The 17,841-nt window shown below is 40.2% G+C and carries 16 protein-coding genes; 8 read left to right on the forward strand and 8 right to left on the reverse strand.

What is annotated here, in order from left to right:
• Nucleotides 1-793: 793 nt before the first annotated feature.
• On the reverse strand, nt 794-1,129 hold the full coding sequence (locus tag HWQ47_RS18810) for an Mpo1-like protein (protein WP_442802081.1): 336 nt from the start codon (nt 1,127-1,129) through the stop codon (nt 794-796).
• Nucleotides 1,116-1,763: a GNAT family N-acetyltransferase gene (locus tag HWQ47_RS18815; protein ID WP_269967594.1), complete on the reverse strand. Its 648-nt coding sequence runs from the start codon at nt 1,761-1,763 to the stop codon at nt 1,116-1,118. The genes HWQ47_RS18810 and HWQ47_RS18815 overlap by 14 nt, the downstream gene beginning before the upstream one ends.
• Before the next feature lie 166 nt (nt 1,764-1,929).
• Between HWQ47_RS18815 and HWQ47_RS18820 the strand changes: the two genes are divergently transcribed.
• The gene (locus tag HWQ47_RS18820; protein WP_269967595.1) at nt 1,930-2,160 is read left to right on the forward strand and encodes a DUF2789 domain-containing protein; all 231 of its coding nucleotides are present in this window, start codon (nt 1,930-1,932) and stop codon (nt 2,158-2,160) included.
• A 1-nt stretch (nt 2,161) separates the two neighbouring features.
• Here the strand turns inward: HWQ47_RS18820 and HWQ47_RS18825 are convergent, their stop codons facing one another.
• On the reverse strand, nt 2,162-2,524 hold the full coding sequence (locus tag HWQ47_RS18825) for a DUF3192 domain-containing protein (protein ID WP_269967596.1): 363 nt from the start codon (nt 2,522-2,524) through the stop codon (nt 2,162-2,164).
• Nucleotides 2,525-2,666: 142 nt separating this feature from the next.
• Between HWQ47_RS18825 and HWQ47_RS18830 the strand changes: the two genes are divergently transcribed.
• Nucleotides 2,667-2,996 carry a hypothetical protein gene (locus HWQ47_RS18830; RefSeq protein WP_442802080.1) on the forward strand — a complete coding sequence of 110 codons (330 nt, stop codon included), beginning with the start codon at nt 2,667-2,669 and terminating at the stop codon, nt 2,994-2,996.
• On the forward strand, nt 2,996-3,769 hold the full coding sequence (locus tag HWQ47_RS18835; RefSeq protein ID WP_269967597.1) for a Zn-ribbon-containing protein: 774 nt from the start codon (nt 2,996-2,998) through the stop codon (nt 3,767-3,769). Before HWQ47_RS18830 ends, HWQ47_RS18835 begins: the two co-directional genes overlap by 1 nt.
• A gap of 24 nt (nt 3,770-3,793) precedes the next feature.
• On the opposite strand, the gene syd is transcribed toward HWQ47_RS18835, so the two are convergent.
• Nucleotides 3,794-4,456 carry a SecY-interacting protein gene (syd, locus tag HWQ47_RS18840; RefSeq protein ID WP_269967598.1) on the reverse strand — a complete coding sequence of 221 codons (663 nt, stop codon included), beginning with the start codon at nt 4,454-4,456 and terminating at the stop codon, nt 3,794-3,796.
• A gap of 59 nt (nt 4,457-4,515) precedes the next feature.
• Here syd and queF point away from each other — a divergent pair, with 59 nt between their 5' ends.
• Nucleotides 4,516-5,373 carry an NADPH-dependent 7-cyano-7-deazaguanine reductase QueF gene (queF, locus tag HWQ47_RS18845; protein WP_269967599.1) on the forward strand — a complete coding sequence of 286 codons (858 nt, stop codon included), beginning with the start codon at nt 4,516-4,518 and terminating at the stop codon, nt 5,371-5,373.
• Between the two features lie 482 nt (nt 5,374-5,855).
• Nucleotides 5,856-7,049, forward strand: a complete 1,194-nt coding sequence (locus HWQ47_RS18850; RefSeq protein ID WP_269967600.1) for an alginate export family protein — start codon at nt 5,856-5,858, stop codon at nt 7,047-7,049.
• A gap of 99 nt (nt 7,050-7,148) precedes the next feature.
• Here HWQ47_RS18850 and HWQ47_RS18855 read toward each other — a convergent pair whose 3' ends face one another.
• Together HWQ47_RS18855 and hpf are read right to left on the reverse strand one after the other, a co-directional pair.
• Entirely contained in the window at nt 7,149-8,033 is an 885-nt protein-coding gene (locus HWQ47_RS18855; protein ID WP_269967601.1) for a 4'-phosphopantetheinyl transferase family protein, read from the reverse strand.
• A gap of 373 nt (nt 8,034-8,406) precedes the next feature.
• The gene (gene hpf / locus HWQ47_RS18860) at nt 8,407-8,763 is read right to left on the reverse strand and encodes a ribosome hibernation-promoting factor, HPF/YfiA family (protein WP_144040236.1); all 357 of its coding nucleotides are present in this window, start codon (nt 8,761-8,763) and stop codon (nt 8,407-8,409) included.
• Between the two features lie 692 nt (nt 8,764-9,455).
• Here hpf and HWQ47_RS18865 point away from each other — a divergent pair.
• From HWQ47_RS18865 to HWQ47_RS18875, 3 genes are read left to right on the forward strand one after another with little or no spacing between them, the layout of a single operon-like run.
• Complete coding sequence (locus HWQ47_RS18865) at nt 9,456-9,755, forward strand: hypothetical protein (RefSeq protein WP_269967602.1); 300 nt, start codon at nt 9,456-9,458, stop codon at nt 9,753-9,755.
• Nucleotides 9,756-9,758: 3 nt separating this feature from the next.
• On the forward strand, nt 9,759-11,420 hold the full coding sequence (locus tag HWQ47_RS18870; RefSeq protein ID WP_269967603.1) for a PepSY-associated TM helix domain-containing protein: 1,662 nt from the start codon (nt 9,759-9,761) through the stop codon (nt 11,418-11,420).
• Nucleotides 11,421-11,765, forward strand: a complete 345-nt coding sequence (locus HWQ47_RS18875) for a DUF3325 domain-containing protein (protein WP_442802079.1) — start codon at nt 11,421-11,423, stop codon at nt 11,763-11,765. It abuts the gene before it with no gap.
• Between the two features lie 45 nt (nt 11,766-11,810).
• Here the strand turns inward: HWQ47_RS18875 and HWQ47_RS18880 are convergent, their stop codons facing one another.
• Both HWQ47_RS18880 and HWQ47_RS18885 read right to left on the reverse strand, forming a co-directional pair.
• Nucleotides 11,811-12,842 carry an HD-GYP domain-containing protein gene (locus HWQ47_RS18880; RefSeq protein ID WP_269967604.1) on the reverse strand — a complete coding sequence of 344 codons (1,032 nt, stop codon included), beginning with the start codon at nt 12,840-12,842 and terminating at the stop codon, nt 11,811-11,813.
• A gap of 17 nt (nt 12,843-12,859) precedes the next feature.
• Nucleotides 12,860-17,599, reverse strand: coding sequence for a response regulator (locus HWQ47_RS18885; protein WP_269967605.1), 4,740 nt, complete (start codon nt 17,597-17,599; stop codon nt 12,860-12,862).
• Nucleotides 17,600-17,841 lie beyond the last annotated feature (242 nt).

The raw sequence follows: 17,841 nt of genomic DNA on the forward strand, positions 1-17,841 counted from the left end.
GCGTTCAAAATGCTCCTTGCTTCATCCTTGAGACTTCCATTTTCCCCAATAACAAACTCGTTATCAGAGTAAGTTATCATCCATGAACTCAGTAATCCATTCACCGAGCTAACTCAATCCTTAAGCGTATCCCGACACATCCCTGTTATATCCTTATCACATCCCTTTTATTTCCATGTATCTGTTTATTAAAAAACAGTTACTCTTCCATGATCTCGGTTATCCATTTACCGAGCTAGCTCATCCATAAGCGTGTCCACATCCATCCTTGTAGCATCCCTTCTGCACTATCCATGTGTCCTGTCTTCCAGACAGTAAACCTTCCATCCTGGATTGTTTAACTTTCCTTAGTCAGTAATACTACACACCATCCTAGCGTGCCTCATCCTTGATAGTTTCTCTTTAGTGCCGATCCTTCCGTCACTTTGATCATCCTGATCATTGAATCCATTCATTTACTGTATTTCCTTCTACGAGTTAAATTCTAGGGTAAATAAGAGTAATAATGGGGGTATTGTAAAAAGCAAGTTTCTAACGAAAGAGAGGTTTTGTTCAAAATTAATTATAAGGCACTGCTTTTAAAGCATAAATTAACAAAAGTGAGGTTTATCTATTATTAATCATTTCACATGTCTCACACTCTTGTAAGAGATCTCTTACATCGACTATAGCCGTTTAGGATAACCGCTAGAGCCTAAACTTATCTTAATCCCGACGGTCAAACACTCCTATGTATCTTCAAAGGATAAAACTGATGACATTAGAAAATAACAATAGATAAAAGTCACTAAGTTTAACGACGAAAAAACTTAACGATCCGCTGAGCAAACATAATACAATCGCCCAACAAACTATAGAGTGGGTACTGAAAAGTGACAGGTCTATTCTTCTCAAATTTAAAATGACCGATCCAAGCAAAGCCATAGCCAACTAAAGGCAATAACAAGAGCTGGATCCAATGCTGGGTAATAAGCGTTTCAATCAAAATAACCAGTACAGATAAGCTCCCAATATAATGAAGACGTCTACAGGTAGAGTTTTGATGTTGGGATAGGTAAAAGGGATAAAAAGCTTTAAAGGTTAAATATACTTTTCCCCCTGCAGATTTAGACGACTCAGTCATTATCATGACCACGATAAAATAACAATTCTCCCTCAACGTTACCTATGGTCAACGGCTCTAAAAGGATAAACCCATGTTGACTAAAAAGCTGTGCATGATTCGGTTCACTAGCAAAAACACCAATCCCTTCTAACTCAGGTTGTTCATCACACCAACTTAATGTTGCTTGAACCAACTGACTTCCAAGCCCCTTACCTTGCTCTGTAGGGGAAACAGCAATAAATTGCAAAATACCACATCGAGGGCTCGGCAGATGTTCTAATAGTGAAGACTCTTTCTTGATCAAAGCCTGTGTTGATTGCCAACCTGTACTGATCAGCATCTTTAAACGCCAATGCCAATACCTCGACTCACCTAACGGAACTTGCTGAGTCACAATACAAGCAACGCCTACCATTCTATCGAAATCGAATAAGCCAATTAATGCTTGCTCTTGTTGCCATAATTCATTGAGCTCCTCGCGTATTGCCCCTCTCAACTTCTGCTCGTACATAGCCAAATCACCAGCATACAATGAATCTATAAAGAAGGGATCATCATGATAGGCGTTATAGAGTATTGATGCCGCAACCCGTAAATCTTCGGCTGTGAGATATACTGCTCGATAAGCTTCTAGTAATGCGTTATCTTCATTATTCATTAATTGGTAACCTTTGATCTAAATCAATTACCTACCAATGTATCAAGTCAAATTGACAGTGTAAATATTAATCAGAAGCACTGTTAAAAAAATCTCTTTTGTTCAAGTTTGATCCATAATAAGTATTAGCTATTTAGCTTTGTGATACCGCCATAAGGAGCAGTCAATGGATACGACACCACAAGATCTTAGTCATTTATTTGATCAACTAGGCATAGACAGCAGTGAAGAAAATATCGACAAGTTTATAGCGGACAATCAGATCCCAAAAAATGTGTTAATTAGTCAGGCGGTTTTTTGGAGTGAGTCACAAAAAAGTTTTTTGCGAGAGGCGATAGACGAGGACGCCCAATGGTCTGAACTTATTGACCATTTAGACGCCTTAATCAGAAGGTAACTCAAATACTGATGTAGGCCTTCTCACCCCAACCAACAACGGCATTATTACTGATGACTACAGGAGTGCATTCATCTTTTGTAGTCTTACCATCTTCCTTAGTTCGCTGGGTTCGATAAAAAAGCACATGCACCTCTTTCTCGTTCTGAATATAAGCCTCATAAAAATCCGCATCTCCCATCAATACTTTAACTTGATCTTGGCTCATACCTAGGTTTAATTTCGTTAGATTATCACGGTTAGCCGACTGAGTTTGCTCCCAACTGTTCCAGCCTGAATCGCTCTCACCAAGGTTGATAACACAACCGCTTAAGCCTAAACTTGCGACCCCTACGAACACTAAACCAATTAAATTTGTTTTCACTATGACTTCCTGTTTCTTTATTATAGATAAGATGCTTTAAAGCAAGTAACAGGCCAGAATATATCTACTTGTTTTTATTGACTTTGTTTTTTAGCAAATATTTTTATTAGTCTTTTAAGCTAGCTATTGAGAAAAATAACCAATGATGAGTCCTTTAGAACATGTGTTAGCAGCTGCAAAATCAGTAGCAAGTACAGGAAAGCAGCCTAGCCTGGTCTTAATAAAAACAAAACTGGGGAACAGTGTTCCATTGCCCATACTTATCCAAGGTTTGCAACAGTTTAAATCAATGTCTCTGGAGTCAATCGCGCAAATACAAACTCCCGACACTCATTTACTTCAACCAGAAAATACACAAGAGATATCTGAACTTGATAAACTTAAGCAAGAAATTAAACAACTAAAAGATATTTATCAACAGCTTAACATTAGAATATCTCAGTTAGAAATAGACCATAAGGTTCAAAAATAATGCACGTTGTAGAACTACGATTTGAGTGTTTTGACGACACTACTATGACCTCTGCTGAAAAAGCGATAAATGGGCTTCTGGAAGCTTATCGAGCCAACGGGCAGGTATTAGGAAGAGAGTTTGCCATTGCTTTCAATGATGGTGACTTTAGAGTTAGGCTGTTAATGCCAGAAAAAAGTAGTCTGGCCAAACGTTTTAACAGTCCTTGGGTGAACGCAGCATTGAATGAACTAACACATGCCAAGTTGCTAGCCCCAAGAGATAAATATATAGGTCAAGATATCAATTCAGAAAGTAGCAGTTTTGAAAAGCCGAGTTGGCAGCTCATCTACACCAGTTATGTACATATGTGTTCACCAGTGCGAAATGGTGACACACTGCAACCCATCCCACTCTATCAGTTACCTGCAACCTTTAACGGCGACCATAAACGTGTTATCCGTTGGCAGACCGAGTGGCAAGCCTGTGATGAGCTACAGATGGCTGCGGGTACTAAAGCAGAATTTGCTGCTTTAGAAGAACTTACCTCAACTAACAGTGATCTTTTCCGCCGTGGTTGGGATATCAGAGGAAGAATTGAATTTCAGACTAACATCTCAACTTACTACTACCTTTATCGCGTAGGTGGAGACAGCTTAATCTCTGAGAAACAACGACCTTGTCCACGTTGTGGTAACAAAGAGTGGCTCTTAGATGAACCTTTACTAGATATGTTTCATTTTCGCTGTGATGAGTGTCGTATTGTATCGAATATCTCTTGGGATCATCTTTAAATAGTAGATCCTAGGACCTAGAGCCTAGGATCTTTTTAAATTCTGCCACATCAATTTAATGCGATGCCAAATTCCTGGGTGATCCAATTCAGGCATAGATTCTTCTATATGCAGTTCAGGCGGAGCCACTCTCGGCACCAAAGAACTAATGAAGCTTTCAAGCGAATCAGCCAGTTTCTCACTAGGTACTTGGCCTGGGATCTCCGTCCACACACTACCATCTTCATTATCGACAATGAGCATTCGATCTCCGTCACCTAAAACACCAATAAACCAGGTTGGTGCCTGTTTAAGTTTTTTCTTCATCATCAGGTGACCGATGATATTTTGCTGTAGATAATCAAAATCCGTCTTATTCCACACCTGTAATAGCTCACCTGTTCCCCACTTTGAGTCAAATAGGAGTGGAGCGGAAAAATGAGTGCAAAACAAACCATTGATGTCTGGATGTAACTTTATCTCTAGCGCTGTTTCCACATTATCAAAGTTGACATGCTCTTCTCTCTCTTTCGGCTGCCAATGAACGGTATTATTCATTCCCTCGCCATGCACATCTTCAGTAAACTCACCTTCGATACAAGGGGAGTCTTCTCCTTGAGGATAATAGCGAGGAGATTCTCCTAACTTATCGATATAAGCTTGATGGTACATTTTTAAGAATTTATTCAGCGCAGATAAAGAAGACACTTAGTTGTTGTCCAAAATCAGGTATAATGGTTACCTATTTTGCCATGGAAAAACCATTGATGACACAAATTCATGATCCTTATAGTGACGCAAAAGCTCTTTCTGAACTCACGCTAGGAAAAGCGACTGGCTATCAGTCTGAGTATGATGCATCTCTGCTGCAAGGGGTTCCCCGTAAACTCAACCGTGATGCCATAGAACTCGTTGGCACTCTGCCCTTCCATGGCACTGATATCTGGACAGGTTATGAACTTTCTTGGCTCAATGCCAAAGGAAAGCCTATGATCGCTATCGCTGAATTCCTCCTCAATTTCGATAGCGAACACTTAATCGAATCCAAATCTTTTAAGCTATACCTCAATAGCTTCAATCAAACAAAGTTTGACTCCATTGAACAGGTTCAAGCTAGATTAGCGGATGACCTAAGCCGCTGTGCAAATGGTGAGGTATTGGTTAAAATTATCGAACCTAAACACTTCACTCACCAACGCATTGTTGAACTTCCGGGTACCTGTATTGACGATCTAGACATTGAGATCCACAATTACAATTTTAATCCCGATTATCTACTCGACAGTACAGATGACAAAGCCGTAGTCGCCGAAACATTAAACTCTAACCTGTTAAAATCTAACTGTTTAATTACATCTCAACCCGATTGGGGCAGTGTAATGATCCGTTACCAAGGACCTAAGATCGATCGCGAGAAACTGCTACGTTACCTTATTTCATTCCGTCAACATAATGAGTTTCACGAGCAGTGTATCGAACGGATCTTTGTTGATCTAAAACGTTTCTGCCACTGTGCAAAGTTAACCGTCTACGCCCGTTACACCCGACGTGGGGGCTTAGATATCAACCCTTACCGTAGTGACTTCGAGCATACTCCAGAAAACCATAGACTAGCTAGGCAGTAAGTAGACAGCCCTTTTAAGTTAGTAAAGACGTTATTTTGTGAGATAAGACTATATAGCATCAGCTAAAACGCTCCTTTCTGGCGTGTTTTAGCCTCACCTTTCTACATTCATGAATTCACAAGAAAACATCAATTCCCCGCACCACCCTCCTTAAATCATAAAATCTAGATTCAAATACAACAAATCGTTTACCTAAGTTAATTATCTGTTTCCACTCACTCGAGCTTGGTAAATACAACTAAATGAAATTGTCGACAGACTGTTAGGAATCATCCTGTTTAGTCATAGATATATTAGATAAAACGATTAATACCACTTTTGAGGTACATCAAACTTGGCGCCATATATTGACCTTGGTCACATATCTTAAACAGTGACAAGAATCATCAATTAACATTGTTCTAAATCAAAAATCACTACTCTGTAAACATCTATAACATCTACAAATTTGCAAAGTAATCATAATTTATAAGGACTACATAATGAAAGTTCGTGCGCTAACCCTAGCCATCTTAGCAAGTATTTCCGCATCAGCCATTGCTGCAGATACTGTTGATCCATTAAAAAAAGCCTTTATCGACGATGCAGAGGTCAATCTCCAGTTCCGTTTACGCTATGAGCAAGCCGATGTGGAGAATGTAGATGATCAAAATCAAACAACTTTACGCACACGCCTCACCTATAAAACAGGTGACATCTACAACTTCTTTGGTCTAACTGAAATTGATGATGTACGCTCAACTGATAATGAACCCCTCATTGCCGATTATGAGTACACCCAAATCAACCAAGCCTTTATTGGTTACCGAGCTCCAGCTAATACATTATTAAAATATGGTAGACAACGTATCCTATTAGATAATCAAAGATTCGTTGGTGGTGTTGGCTTCCGCCAAAATGAACAAACCTATGATGCCTTTTCAATACAAAATACTGCTATTGAGCACCTAACCGCTTACTACGCTTACATCAATAATGTAAACCGAATTTTCTCAGAAGACTCAGGTAACGATAAACATAAAAACGAAACTAATTTACTCAATATTAACTATAAGGGACTCGACTTCGTTCACCTTAGCGGTTATGCCTACCTTATCGACAACCTAGATGTCGCTAAGTTCTCAACCGATACCTACGGTATTCGTGCGACTGGTAATGTAAAGCTAGATACCCTCAAGTTTAACTATGAAGCTGAGTATGCTCAACAGTCTGAAGGTGGGGATAACCCGACAACCTACACAGCGAACTACTACAAGTTAGGCGCAGGGATCGGCTATCAAGGCTTTGGTGCTAAAATAGGCTATGAAGTACTAGGTTCTGACGATGGTAAGGCGGGATTCATTACGCCACTTGCTACCTTACACGCCTTTAACGGTTGGACCGATAAGTTCCTCTTCGGTGGTGCGGGTAACTGGGACAATGGTTTGGTCGATACCCACGTCATCTTGACCGCTAAAGTTTCAGGTCTTAATTTACTGGCCAAATACCATAAGTTTGACTCTGACTATGGTGACATCGACATGGGCCAAGAGTGGGGTGTTTCGGCCTCTTACACTTTTGCTAACCACTATGACGTAAGTGTTAAATATGCCAGCTACACAGGTGGTGACAGTCACATAGGCTACTCTAACGCCGATACTGATAAAATTTGGTTAACCTTAGAAGCTAAATACTGAAAATAGTGGGTTAATGGTATAACTCTAAAAAGGGATTAAGGTAACTTCCATACTTAATCCTTAAGAGCAGGTCTAGTTTAATCTCAACCTGCTTCTTGTTTAACTATCACAATCTAATCTCGCCAACATCTCCTGCACTGTTAACTCCAGCGTGTTTAAATCAACTTTGCCAACATTTGATATACTCAAAGCAAAGCGATATTCCTCGTTCAATTTAGCAAGGTAAACAGACCATCTTGAGTCATCTGCATTTTTACCCCGATGCTCATCATGAATGTTCAAGGTTATATTGTTAAACAGAGGCAAAACCTTAATATCTGACCCATGAGCCTCAAGTAAACAACGATTTTCTATCATTTGGCTAAAATCAAAGCTAAAGGATTTAAGCGACAGAGATAAGCCCAACCCTTTGGCTTTAATATAAGACTCTTTCAACGCCCAAAGATCAAAGAAACGCTCCCGTTGCAAATGTTCCGGCAGGGTTAAGAGCTCATCAGATTCGGTTTGAGTAAAATAGTGATTTAAAATCGAATAGATGTTCGTATTCGCTCTACTGCGCTCTATATCAACACCCAATTCAATATCGTCATTATAGGTATCTGCCATCGACGTTTGCTTAGCATCGAGCACTGCTATCACTAGCCAATCACCACTGTGACTAATATTAAACTTAAGTCCCGTATGTACACGTTGCTTTGCGATTAAATCAGGTTTTCCTTTCTCGCCATATACAAAGCGCCAATCTTGAGGAGCTATCTTCCCAGCAGTACCAGTGTGTAGGGATAGAATGCCTCTGAGATAACCCCTTACCATCAGACCTTTATCCCGAGCTTGGGGTTGAATATATCGTGATACCTTGGCCAACTCATCTTCAGATAGCCATTGACGTATCTGCTCAACCTGCTCTAAGTTCATCTCATCGACATTTAATGGGCAAAAATAGAGCATTACTTGGGGTAATGTTCCGAAAGATGAAGGTGACAAGTTAACTCCACGACAGGTGATTATTTCTTAAATCTCGCAAGAATAAGATAGTAGCAGAACTAAACGATTTAAATAAGTAATACCAATTGGTATAAAGCCTACCTAGTATACATTTACTGACTTGTTCCCAAAGAACAACAAAAATTCGCCACCATAATAGGGATGTATAAATAAGCATGAATTTACCAGTCTACAATTCATGGAAAACAGCAAGCACTGAGTTAACAAAACGGTATAACGTTCTGAGTTGATATTGAATTTTTGGTTAACCCAAAAAAAAACCACCGAATAATCGATGGCTTTAGTATTTTATTTCTTCTATTTCGTTTATTTTATTTAGCCAGCAATAAAATGATGCCTAAATATCGCTAACTTAAACCAGCTTCATCTCTTGAATGATCTCATGAGCAATCTCAGGAGTCGTACTCACAGGTTTCTCATGCAGATCGGCTTTTAATTGCCCTTTACGATGTTTAAGTGCGGCATCAAGTTTCTTTGATGCTGAAGTGATAGCCGGAAACATGATTTCGTTTGTACCAGAAGCAGAAATTCGGCTACCTTCATAATTAGTACGTAACTCAACTTGATGCTCGCCGTGCTCTTTTGAGATGATAACATCCAGTGAGATTAACGTCGGAAAGTGAGTGGCGATTTTAGAAAACTTGTCGTTCACATGTTCTTTGATTGAATCACTAATATCAACGTGGTGACCAGAAAGATTTATTTTCATAGGTTTTCCTTTTAAGAATTACTTCAATAATAGAGTTTGGGGCTGAGAAGGGAAAACACAAGGGGGCATGTAAAATAAATTTACTCAGTAACGATTGCCACACACTTATTTAAATTTACCCTTTTCTATCAGTCCTTTATTACTCTGTATCCATTCTAATGATGACATTTCAGTGTTAGCTATCACGGCCAGCACAATGGCTTAATCTGATTGCTTGCAGTCCCCACTCTGTACCGCAATTGAAAATAAGCTGTGTCATAAACTATCAAATTAGCTAACTTAATTTTTACTCCTCATATTCAACAAATGCAAGCCTCCCTTATATTCAATGTATAAAATTAAGACAAAACTAAGCTAACCGTCATAAAAACGAACAAAACGCTGCATTCTTGACTACAAAGAAAGAGGTCTAAACCTAAGGTTCACTATAAGCATAAACAAAATTATAACCACTTGAGGTAAAACTATAACCTAGCCCATCAATTCTCCTGCAAAATCTAAATGCTTATCATAGGATCAAATATGTTCATTTTATGTCCCTGTATCACTCACTAAAAACAATGCTTTGAGGCACAGATCTCATTTGAGAATCTTTACACATTAAATACAAATGAAAACCGTTCTCATTTCTGAGTATTCATGTAAAATCACTAATATTATGTTCATTTAATTTCCCCCCATTAGGAAGCACTGTGGTATTAGCGAATTGTACGTTTCGAGCTCTATTTGCAACCAAGGGAGGCGACATTTTATCTCGTGCATTAGCAGCCATTTTTGGTGGTTATATTCTAGCTGCAACGGCGTGTGGCTTACTCGCTATATCTCTGCCACTTCCCACCGCTGAAAGTGTCCTTGTGGCCATGATGTTATCCTTTGTTTTCTATCTTGCTGCTGCACTTTGGTCTTTTAGTGTGAAAAAAAGTTGGCAAGCTTGGCGCGATATTTTATGCATAAGCACCCTGTTCTACCTTCTCATACTTGTTGTAGACTAAGCCATGAAAGAGACTTTTTTCCGCACTATGACCTGGTTACATACTTGGGTAGGTCTGCTCGTATGCTGGGTTTTATTATTGGTCTTTTTTGCTGGAACAATGAGCTACTACCGTTATGAGATTTCCCTCTGGACTCAGCCTGAGCTGCATCATGAGGTATTTCAAAGCTATCAAGATAGCCATCTCAGTCAACAATTAGTCCAGGGACAACGCTATTTAGAGCAACATGCAGCAGATGCCAAAGACTGGCGTATTAATTTCCCTATCGAGCGTAAACCTTATCTGAGCTATAGCTGGCAGACACAGCCTAAGCCGGGGCAGCGTCGTGGTGAGTTTATTGAACATGTGATTAAAAATAATGACCAAGGGGTGATCACTGAAGTTCGTGACTCTCGCGGTGGTAATTTCTTCTATCGCTTACATTTTGATCTTCATTATATGCCTGCAAATATTGCACGTTGGATAGTCGGATTGTGTACCCTATTTATGCTACTGGCCTTGATCAGCGGCATCGTGATCCATAAACGTATTTTTAAAGACTTCTTTAACTTCAGACGTAACAAAGGCAGCCGCTCTTGGTTAGATGCCCACAATATCAGTTCTGTATTGGCTCTGCCTTATCATTTAATGATCACCTATACCGGCCTTATCACCTTAATGTTGATGTATATGCCCTGGGGAGTGCTAACAGCTTATGATGGCGATGTACGCGCCTTTCGTGCTGAGCTAAAGCCAGCTAGGGAGCAAGTTAAATCCATTGGTATTTCTGCCGATATGATCCAAATAAACACATTACTGCCTCAGGTGAAATCGTATTGGGGAGAGGCACCAATCAAGCAAGTTGTTATCACCAATCTCAATGATGAGAACAGCCGCATTAGTTTTTATAAAAATACGCAACAAACAGTCACAGACAAACGTATTTCTTTAGTTTTTAGTGGTGTTACCGGCAAACTAGTCGGTGATATTCCTGATTCACCATCGGCAACTCATGTTACTCACGATACGTTAATGTCATTACACACCGCTCGATTTGCAGAGCCTCTGCTTAGGGGATTTTTCTTTATATGCGGCATTATGGGTTGCGCTATGATTGCAACTGGTACTCTTTTATGGGCAGTCAAAATACGTCAAAAACAGCAAAAAAACATCACAGGCGGTGCTAAGCCTAGCCTAGGTTTACGTCTCGTAGAGGGATTAAACCTGACTTTCATTGCCGGACTCCCCCTCGCTACTTGTAGTTTTTTCTACGCTAATCGTTTATTACCTACAGAGATGGCCAACAGAGCCCAATGGGAGGCAAATGGCTTCTTTATTACCTTAGCCCTCGTCGCAGTATTGGCCAGCATCAACCGAACACAAACAAGCTGGCGGTTTGTATTACGTCTTGGATCAATAGGCTTAATCGCCATACCCGTTCTCAATGCATTAACCTCAAGTAGTCATCTGATAAGTAATATCAGTCAACTGCAATGGGTTTTAGTTGGGTTCGACATGATGTGCGTCTTGCTAGGTAGCGCCCTTTGGTTTGCCTCAAACAAACTAGCCAACAAAATCAGCTTATCAAAAACATCCAGTGGCATTAAGCAAGAAACGAAAACAGAAATACCAGTTGGACAAGCAGCTCAACAACATACTCAACTTACACCGACAAAAGGAGCATAGATGATGATCTCAAACACTCTGATCCTCAGCTTATTAACGTTTACCTATCTGGCCTTAGGATGCATGGCTTTAGCTATGTTTTCCCATTTTCGCGATAGCTTTAAACACTCCCCAAGTCAAGCTCAGAGTCGAGGGTTATATTGGACTGGTTGGGTTATTTTAACCCTCAGTTACTACGTAGGGATCAGTTATCTAGGTTTTGCCTATGGCAGTATACTGTTTATCGGCATCTTATCTTTTGCAGGTTTATTGGTGATTTTAACTGCGAGTTACCAGCCTAAACATTTACCTCATTTAATGGCAGGGTCGACCTCTGTGGGATTGAGCCTGATGTTTATTAGCTAACTGTAACTCATATTTTGACAAGTCTAGTTCAGATATACCGGCTTTCTACCCTATAAATTGACGTTTAATTGCCAGTATTTCATCCAAAGAGTCGATAAAAAGAGATACTAACGTTGGATCAAAATGCAGACCAGATTCATCTTTCAATAATTGAATGGCTTCATCAACAGACCAGGCTTCCTTGTAGGGCCTAACACTCGTCAATGCATCAAAAACATCGGCAATAGCCACAATTCGCCCCACTTTAGGAATAGCTTCACCTTGTAGTCCATAAGGGTAACCACTGCCATCCCACTTTTCATGGTGAGATAACGCGATGATACGTGCGATGTTTAACATCTCAGAACCATCATCCCCTAGGATTTGGGCACCTATTTCGGCATGAGTAAGCATGATTTGCCATTCATCATCATCGAGCTTTCCCTGTTTCTGTAAAATCGAATCCGGAATACCAATTTTACCGACATCGTGCATAGGAGCAGCAATCTTCAATGTTTCAGCATCTTTCGCACTCATCCCCGTCGCAAGGGCCAAAACGTAGGTATAATGACTCATTCGGATAACGTGCATCCCTGTTTCATTATCTTTATATTCAGCAGCCCTCCCTAACCTTTGCACTACTTTTAGCTGGTTATCAGATATCTCTTGGGTCTTCTCCATCACTTTTTGATCAAGCTCACGATTTTGGTTATAGAGGGCTAGATGCGTTTTCACTCTCAATAGCACTATTGCTGGGCTAATTGGTTTAGTGATGTAATCTACCGCGCCTAATTCCAACCCTCTCACCTCATCTTCTTGGGCTATCTTCGCAGTGACAAAGATAATGGGAATATGACGGGTACTATGATCTATTTTTAGTTGACGACACACCTCATATCCATCAATACCATCCATCATCACATCCAATAAAATCAAATCAGGCGGCGTTGACGAGCGAGTGATTCTTAACGCTATTTCACCATTTTTAGCGACTTTCACTTTATAACTGTCTCTCAGCACTCCCGCTAAAACATCAATGTTCTCAGGTGTATCATCAACGACCAGAACGGTTGCTTTCTCAACATGACTCTTATCCACTTTTAGGATCCCTTAATTTAGTTCTCATTTAGTGACGATAATATTGAGGCGACCACAATTCTTGCAGCTTCAAAATCGTAATTTTCCACTTGCTTGCTAAGCTCATTGAACTCTTGGGCTAAGCTACCATCCCTTAGGAAATATAGCTCATCGAAGATAAAGTCTCCTACTTCCGCTTCATAATTATCTAACATAGCGTCGAGTTTACTTAATTTATCTTTCAACTCAATAACCGATAGTTCTCCCGACACATGCTCTTGATTATCAACAACATCAACTGAATATTCAAAATAATATTCGAGTTCGTCCCTTACTTTAATTAACGATCCCCTGACCTTAAATAGTTGTGACTCGATCTCAAGCATATTGATATCTGTCACATCCATTAATTTAACATAAGACTCAAAATCTGCGGTGTAACTGGCCAGTTCAGACGCACCGATTGTCCCAGCAATTCCTTTAAGTGTATGGATGATTCTTTCTGCAGCACTAACATCAGCATTATTCAAAGCCTGTGTTAAATCGATTTCAAATGACGCAGTTGAATCACTAAAGCGTTTAAGAATCTTTCTATATAGCTTTCGATCACCTTGAGTACGCTCTAAACCCGACTTAGCATTTATATGCACAAAGTGATAATCATCAACAACATTAAGCTTATCACTATGACTAACCACTAGATCAACAGGGTCTCTTGGATTTGCAGGCTTAATTGATTTCGCCATTGTAATAAAAGTATTCTGCACATTTATGGGTTTAGGGATGTGATCAGTCATACCGGAGGCGATGGCTTTTTCTCTATCACCCGCCATCGCATTAGCTGTCATTGCAACAATAGGTAAAGTAGACAAACCCTGCATTTGTCTTATTTTTTTTGTCGCTGTATAACCATCCATCACAGGCATCTGGCAATCCATCAATACGCCATCGAATGACTCTTTTTGCAAGCAATCGATAGCCTCTTGACCATTGACGGCACTAACGGAAGAGATATGGTTATTCGACAGAAGATCCACAATAAGCTCCCTATTGAGATCATTGTCTTCAACGATTAAAATATGAGCACCAGCAAGCTGCTTTAGCGCATTACGATACTGACCCTCTTTGATTGAGCTCTTACTCTGCTTATTTCCCCCTCTCCCTAAAGCTTCAAGCATGGTATTAAGCAAATGAGTTGAAGTGATTGGTTTAGTTAATACCCCAGAAAACTCAATATCACCGGCTAAATCGATTAGCTCCTCTTTACCATAAGCTGTCACCATTAAAATTTTAGGTTTTTCCTGTATCAATGTTGATTGCTGAATCGCTTTTGCTGTTTCAATGCCACTCATCCCTGGCATTTTCCAATCCAGCAACACCAGCTGATATGAAGCGCCCTCTTGCTCGAGTAAGCCCATAGCCTGCTGGCCATTTGCCGCAAGGGAAAATGCAATACCATGGCCCTCTAACATATTGGCGAAGATCTCCCTTGCATTGGCATTATCATCCACAATAAGTACATTTATATTTTCAAGGGAAACTTGATCAAGAGTAGGTGTCTCGCGTACCTCAACAGGAGTTAAAGGTAAGCTAAATTTGAAACAGCTTCCTACGCCTTCTTGGCTCTCAAAACTAATGACGCCTCCCATTAGCTCAACTAAGTTCTGACTGATAATAAGCCCCAACCCGGTACCGCCATGCTTTCTAGTCGTTGAAGTGTCAGCCTGAGAAAATGCTTTAAACAACTTTAATTGCTGCTCTTTTGACATCCCGATACCCGTGTCAGTTATCTCAAAAATCAACTCTATGCTGGTCTCGCTTTGAGATTGAGCAAACACTTTAATCAGCACTTCTCCTTGCTCAGTAAATTTAATCGCGTTGTTACTAAGATTGGTGAGTACCTGAGATAAACGCAGAGGATCACCATTAAAATAACTTGGCAATAATGAGTCGGTATGAAACAGTAATTCTATCCCTTTATCTTCGGCTTTAAAGCCAACGAGATCACTGACATCTTCAAGTACATCTTCCAAGGAGAAATCAATTTTTTCAATATCTAACTTACCTGCTTCTATTTTAGAAAAATCGAGAATGTCATTAATAATACCGAGCAGAGACTCAGCTGAGCGATTCACTTTTTCTATATAGTTACGCTGCTTCCTATCAAGAGCCGTCTCTAAAGCAAGATGGGACATACCGATAATGGCATTCATCGGGGTTCTGATCTCATGGCTCATATTGGCAAGGAAATCACTTTTAGCTCTATTGGCACTGTCCGCTTTTTGTTTTGCTAACTCGAGCTCTTTTTCAAGCCGCTTAGCGGCATCGATATTCATATTGATACCGCTAACTCTTATCGCTCTGCCTCGACTATTGCGTTCAAATACCTTACCGACACTCAATATCCACTCATATTGACCTGACCGATTCAACAGTCTTAACTCTTGTCGATAAACCTCATCATCTCCAATGATATGAGCTTCTATCAGCTCACTATAGAGCTGACGGTCATCTCGGTGTATCAAGCCGATCCAGGTCCTGTTACCATGCTTTAATTCAGACCATTTATCTTCACGAATACACAATTCTGTTACCTTGTAGCCCAGCATAGTGGCGCATACATTATTAATTAACACCTTCCCTTCTAATGGGAAAGAGTCCCACATGCCAAGCTGAGCACTATTGGATGCAACTTCAAGACGATTCTCTGATTCGTGCAGTTTTATCTCACTGGTTTTTTGCTCGGTAATATCAAAAATACTGACGTCAAGGTACTCTTCTACACCATGATTATTAATAGAGAAGAGCGCACGGATCTGCACATAACGTTCAATATTAGAAGCATGAATAATTCTGACATCGACTCTCAATGAAGTACCATCCACTCGACTCAATTCCATCTGTGTATTGAGCTCAGCGACATCTGCTGGATGTATCAAATCAAACAAATTAACCTTAGGTGTTTCTCCTAAAAAATCCTCAATCTCGTACCCTGTTATCTGTGCCATATTCGGACTCGTATATAGCATCACAGAAGTCCGCCAGTCTTTACTGAGTCGATATCTAAACACCGCACCTTGGATATTACTGACCATTGAGCTAAATTGAGCTTGATTATTTTTAAGCTCTTTTCGCGCTTGTTCTCTTTGGGTCACATCGAGTAATGAGAGGCGAATATCTTCAAGGTTGCCTTGTTCATCCAATTTAGAGATCACTGTCATTGAAGCAAACTTTCTTTGATTATCCTCCCTAAAAAGCTCCACTCTGATATCTGAAGTAACCTCACCAGATAGCACATGTGAAAATAACTCTTGGGTAAATTTTTCACTGTGTTTGATAACATCATTAAACTTAAGATGGGCAAATTCCTCACGCTCTCGACCCGTCAATTTCGAAAATGCCAGATTATGCTTTATAAAGTTTCCTTTGATGTCTAATGAGGCATAAGCGACTGGCGAGTGTTCATAAAGATCCCACAGGCGATGCTCTCTCTCCTGTAACTCCATTGTGCGGGTGTTCACTCTATCTTCTAACTTATCGTTGACCGCCTTTAGCTGTTCGTGAATTCTGCGGCCCACCCAAACAGAACCCATAAAAATGATACATACAAGCAAAACAACCACCGCGAACATTCCATAAACAATTCGCTGAAAGCTTGAGTAATTCTTTCGGGCCTCTTTCAAGGTCAGTTCAGAAACAATGCCAAAACCATATTTATCACTCCAGCGCCATGCGCCGATAACCTCATCGCCCTTAAAATCGATATACCCCGAAAAATCCTGCCCATCTAAATGCCCACTGATCTGCCTTGCACTTTCAGTGAGATACACTTTATTAGATGGATCTGGTGAGACACCGACTTCTTCAAACTTATTTTTTGGGATTGCAGAGACTAGGTTCAATACTGATGTTTCCCCTTTTTGTAACATACCGAGTTCAACTAACTTGTCATTAAAACGGCTTTCAGTCAGTAAACGACCATGGTCATCTACAAAATATGAATCTCCCGTTTCGCCGATATGAGCGCTGCTAGTGAGCTTAGAGAACTCTAAATAGGGATTAATACGCAAAGCTAATACAGCTGGAATAGAGCCATCTACAAATTCAATAGGGCTTATCACAAACATGGTTGGCGTGCTCTTATCTAAGATACCGCTCGGATTTAACAGTGCAACATCTGAATTCATTGGAGGTGTGATCACTATTTCTCCCTTGAATGCACTGGCCAATAATTCCGGGTAATTAGTTTGAATAATGTTAATCAACCCTAAATTTTCATCACGATTTGACGCCAGATTGGTACCATCTGATGAGATAATAAAAAAACCCATGGTGCCAAAAGGTTTGCTGTAACGATAATAAGCAGAGCGGGCCCACTCGACATCAGAGTCCAATAATAGACTCGCCCTGTCTCTCGGTGCATTGATTAGATCTTCCACGTGTCCATGGAGTATCGGATTAAAAGCAACACTTAAAATTCGGTCCTCCCAACCCGCGACCCAAGCTTCAACGGCAGCATCGGCAACATCGACAACTCCTAGCAGGGATTGACCACTTTTCTCTCTGTCATTCTTATCCGCAACCACTAATCCAATTCTGGCAATCAAGAAAATGATGGTGACAAAAATAATAATCCCAGCTCCAGCCAGACGACCATATTGAGCATATCCAGAAAACGTATCTTTATCTTTAATTGTTAATAAACGTAGCCGCCAAAAAACAACACAGAGGCCAAGCAACATCAACACAAGCAAGATGATTTGTAGCAATCTGTCCATATCTACATCCAAAGAAAAGAGTCACGCTACACAGAGCCTAACTTCAACATAAGCACTTAAAAAGTATTTAATAATCAAATATACAAGAAATTTCCACTCAAAGGGGGCTTTTGTATATAAATTGTAAAGATACACAGAATAATAAGCTGAACTATCCATTTCTCGCTACAAGAAAGACAAATATATTGGCGATGAGACGGGGGTGAAAATAGGGGCTACGACCAGGTCGTAATCCCCGAACA

The sequence above is a fragment of the Shewanella sp. MTB7 genome (assembly GCF_027571385.1).
GTDB lineage: Bacteria > Pseudomonadota > Gammaproteobacteria > Enterobacterales > Shewanellaceae > Shewanella.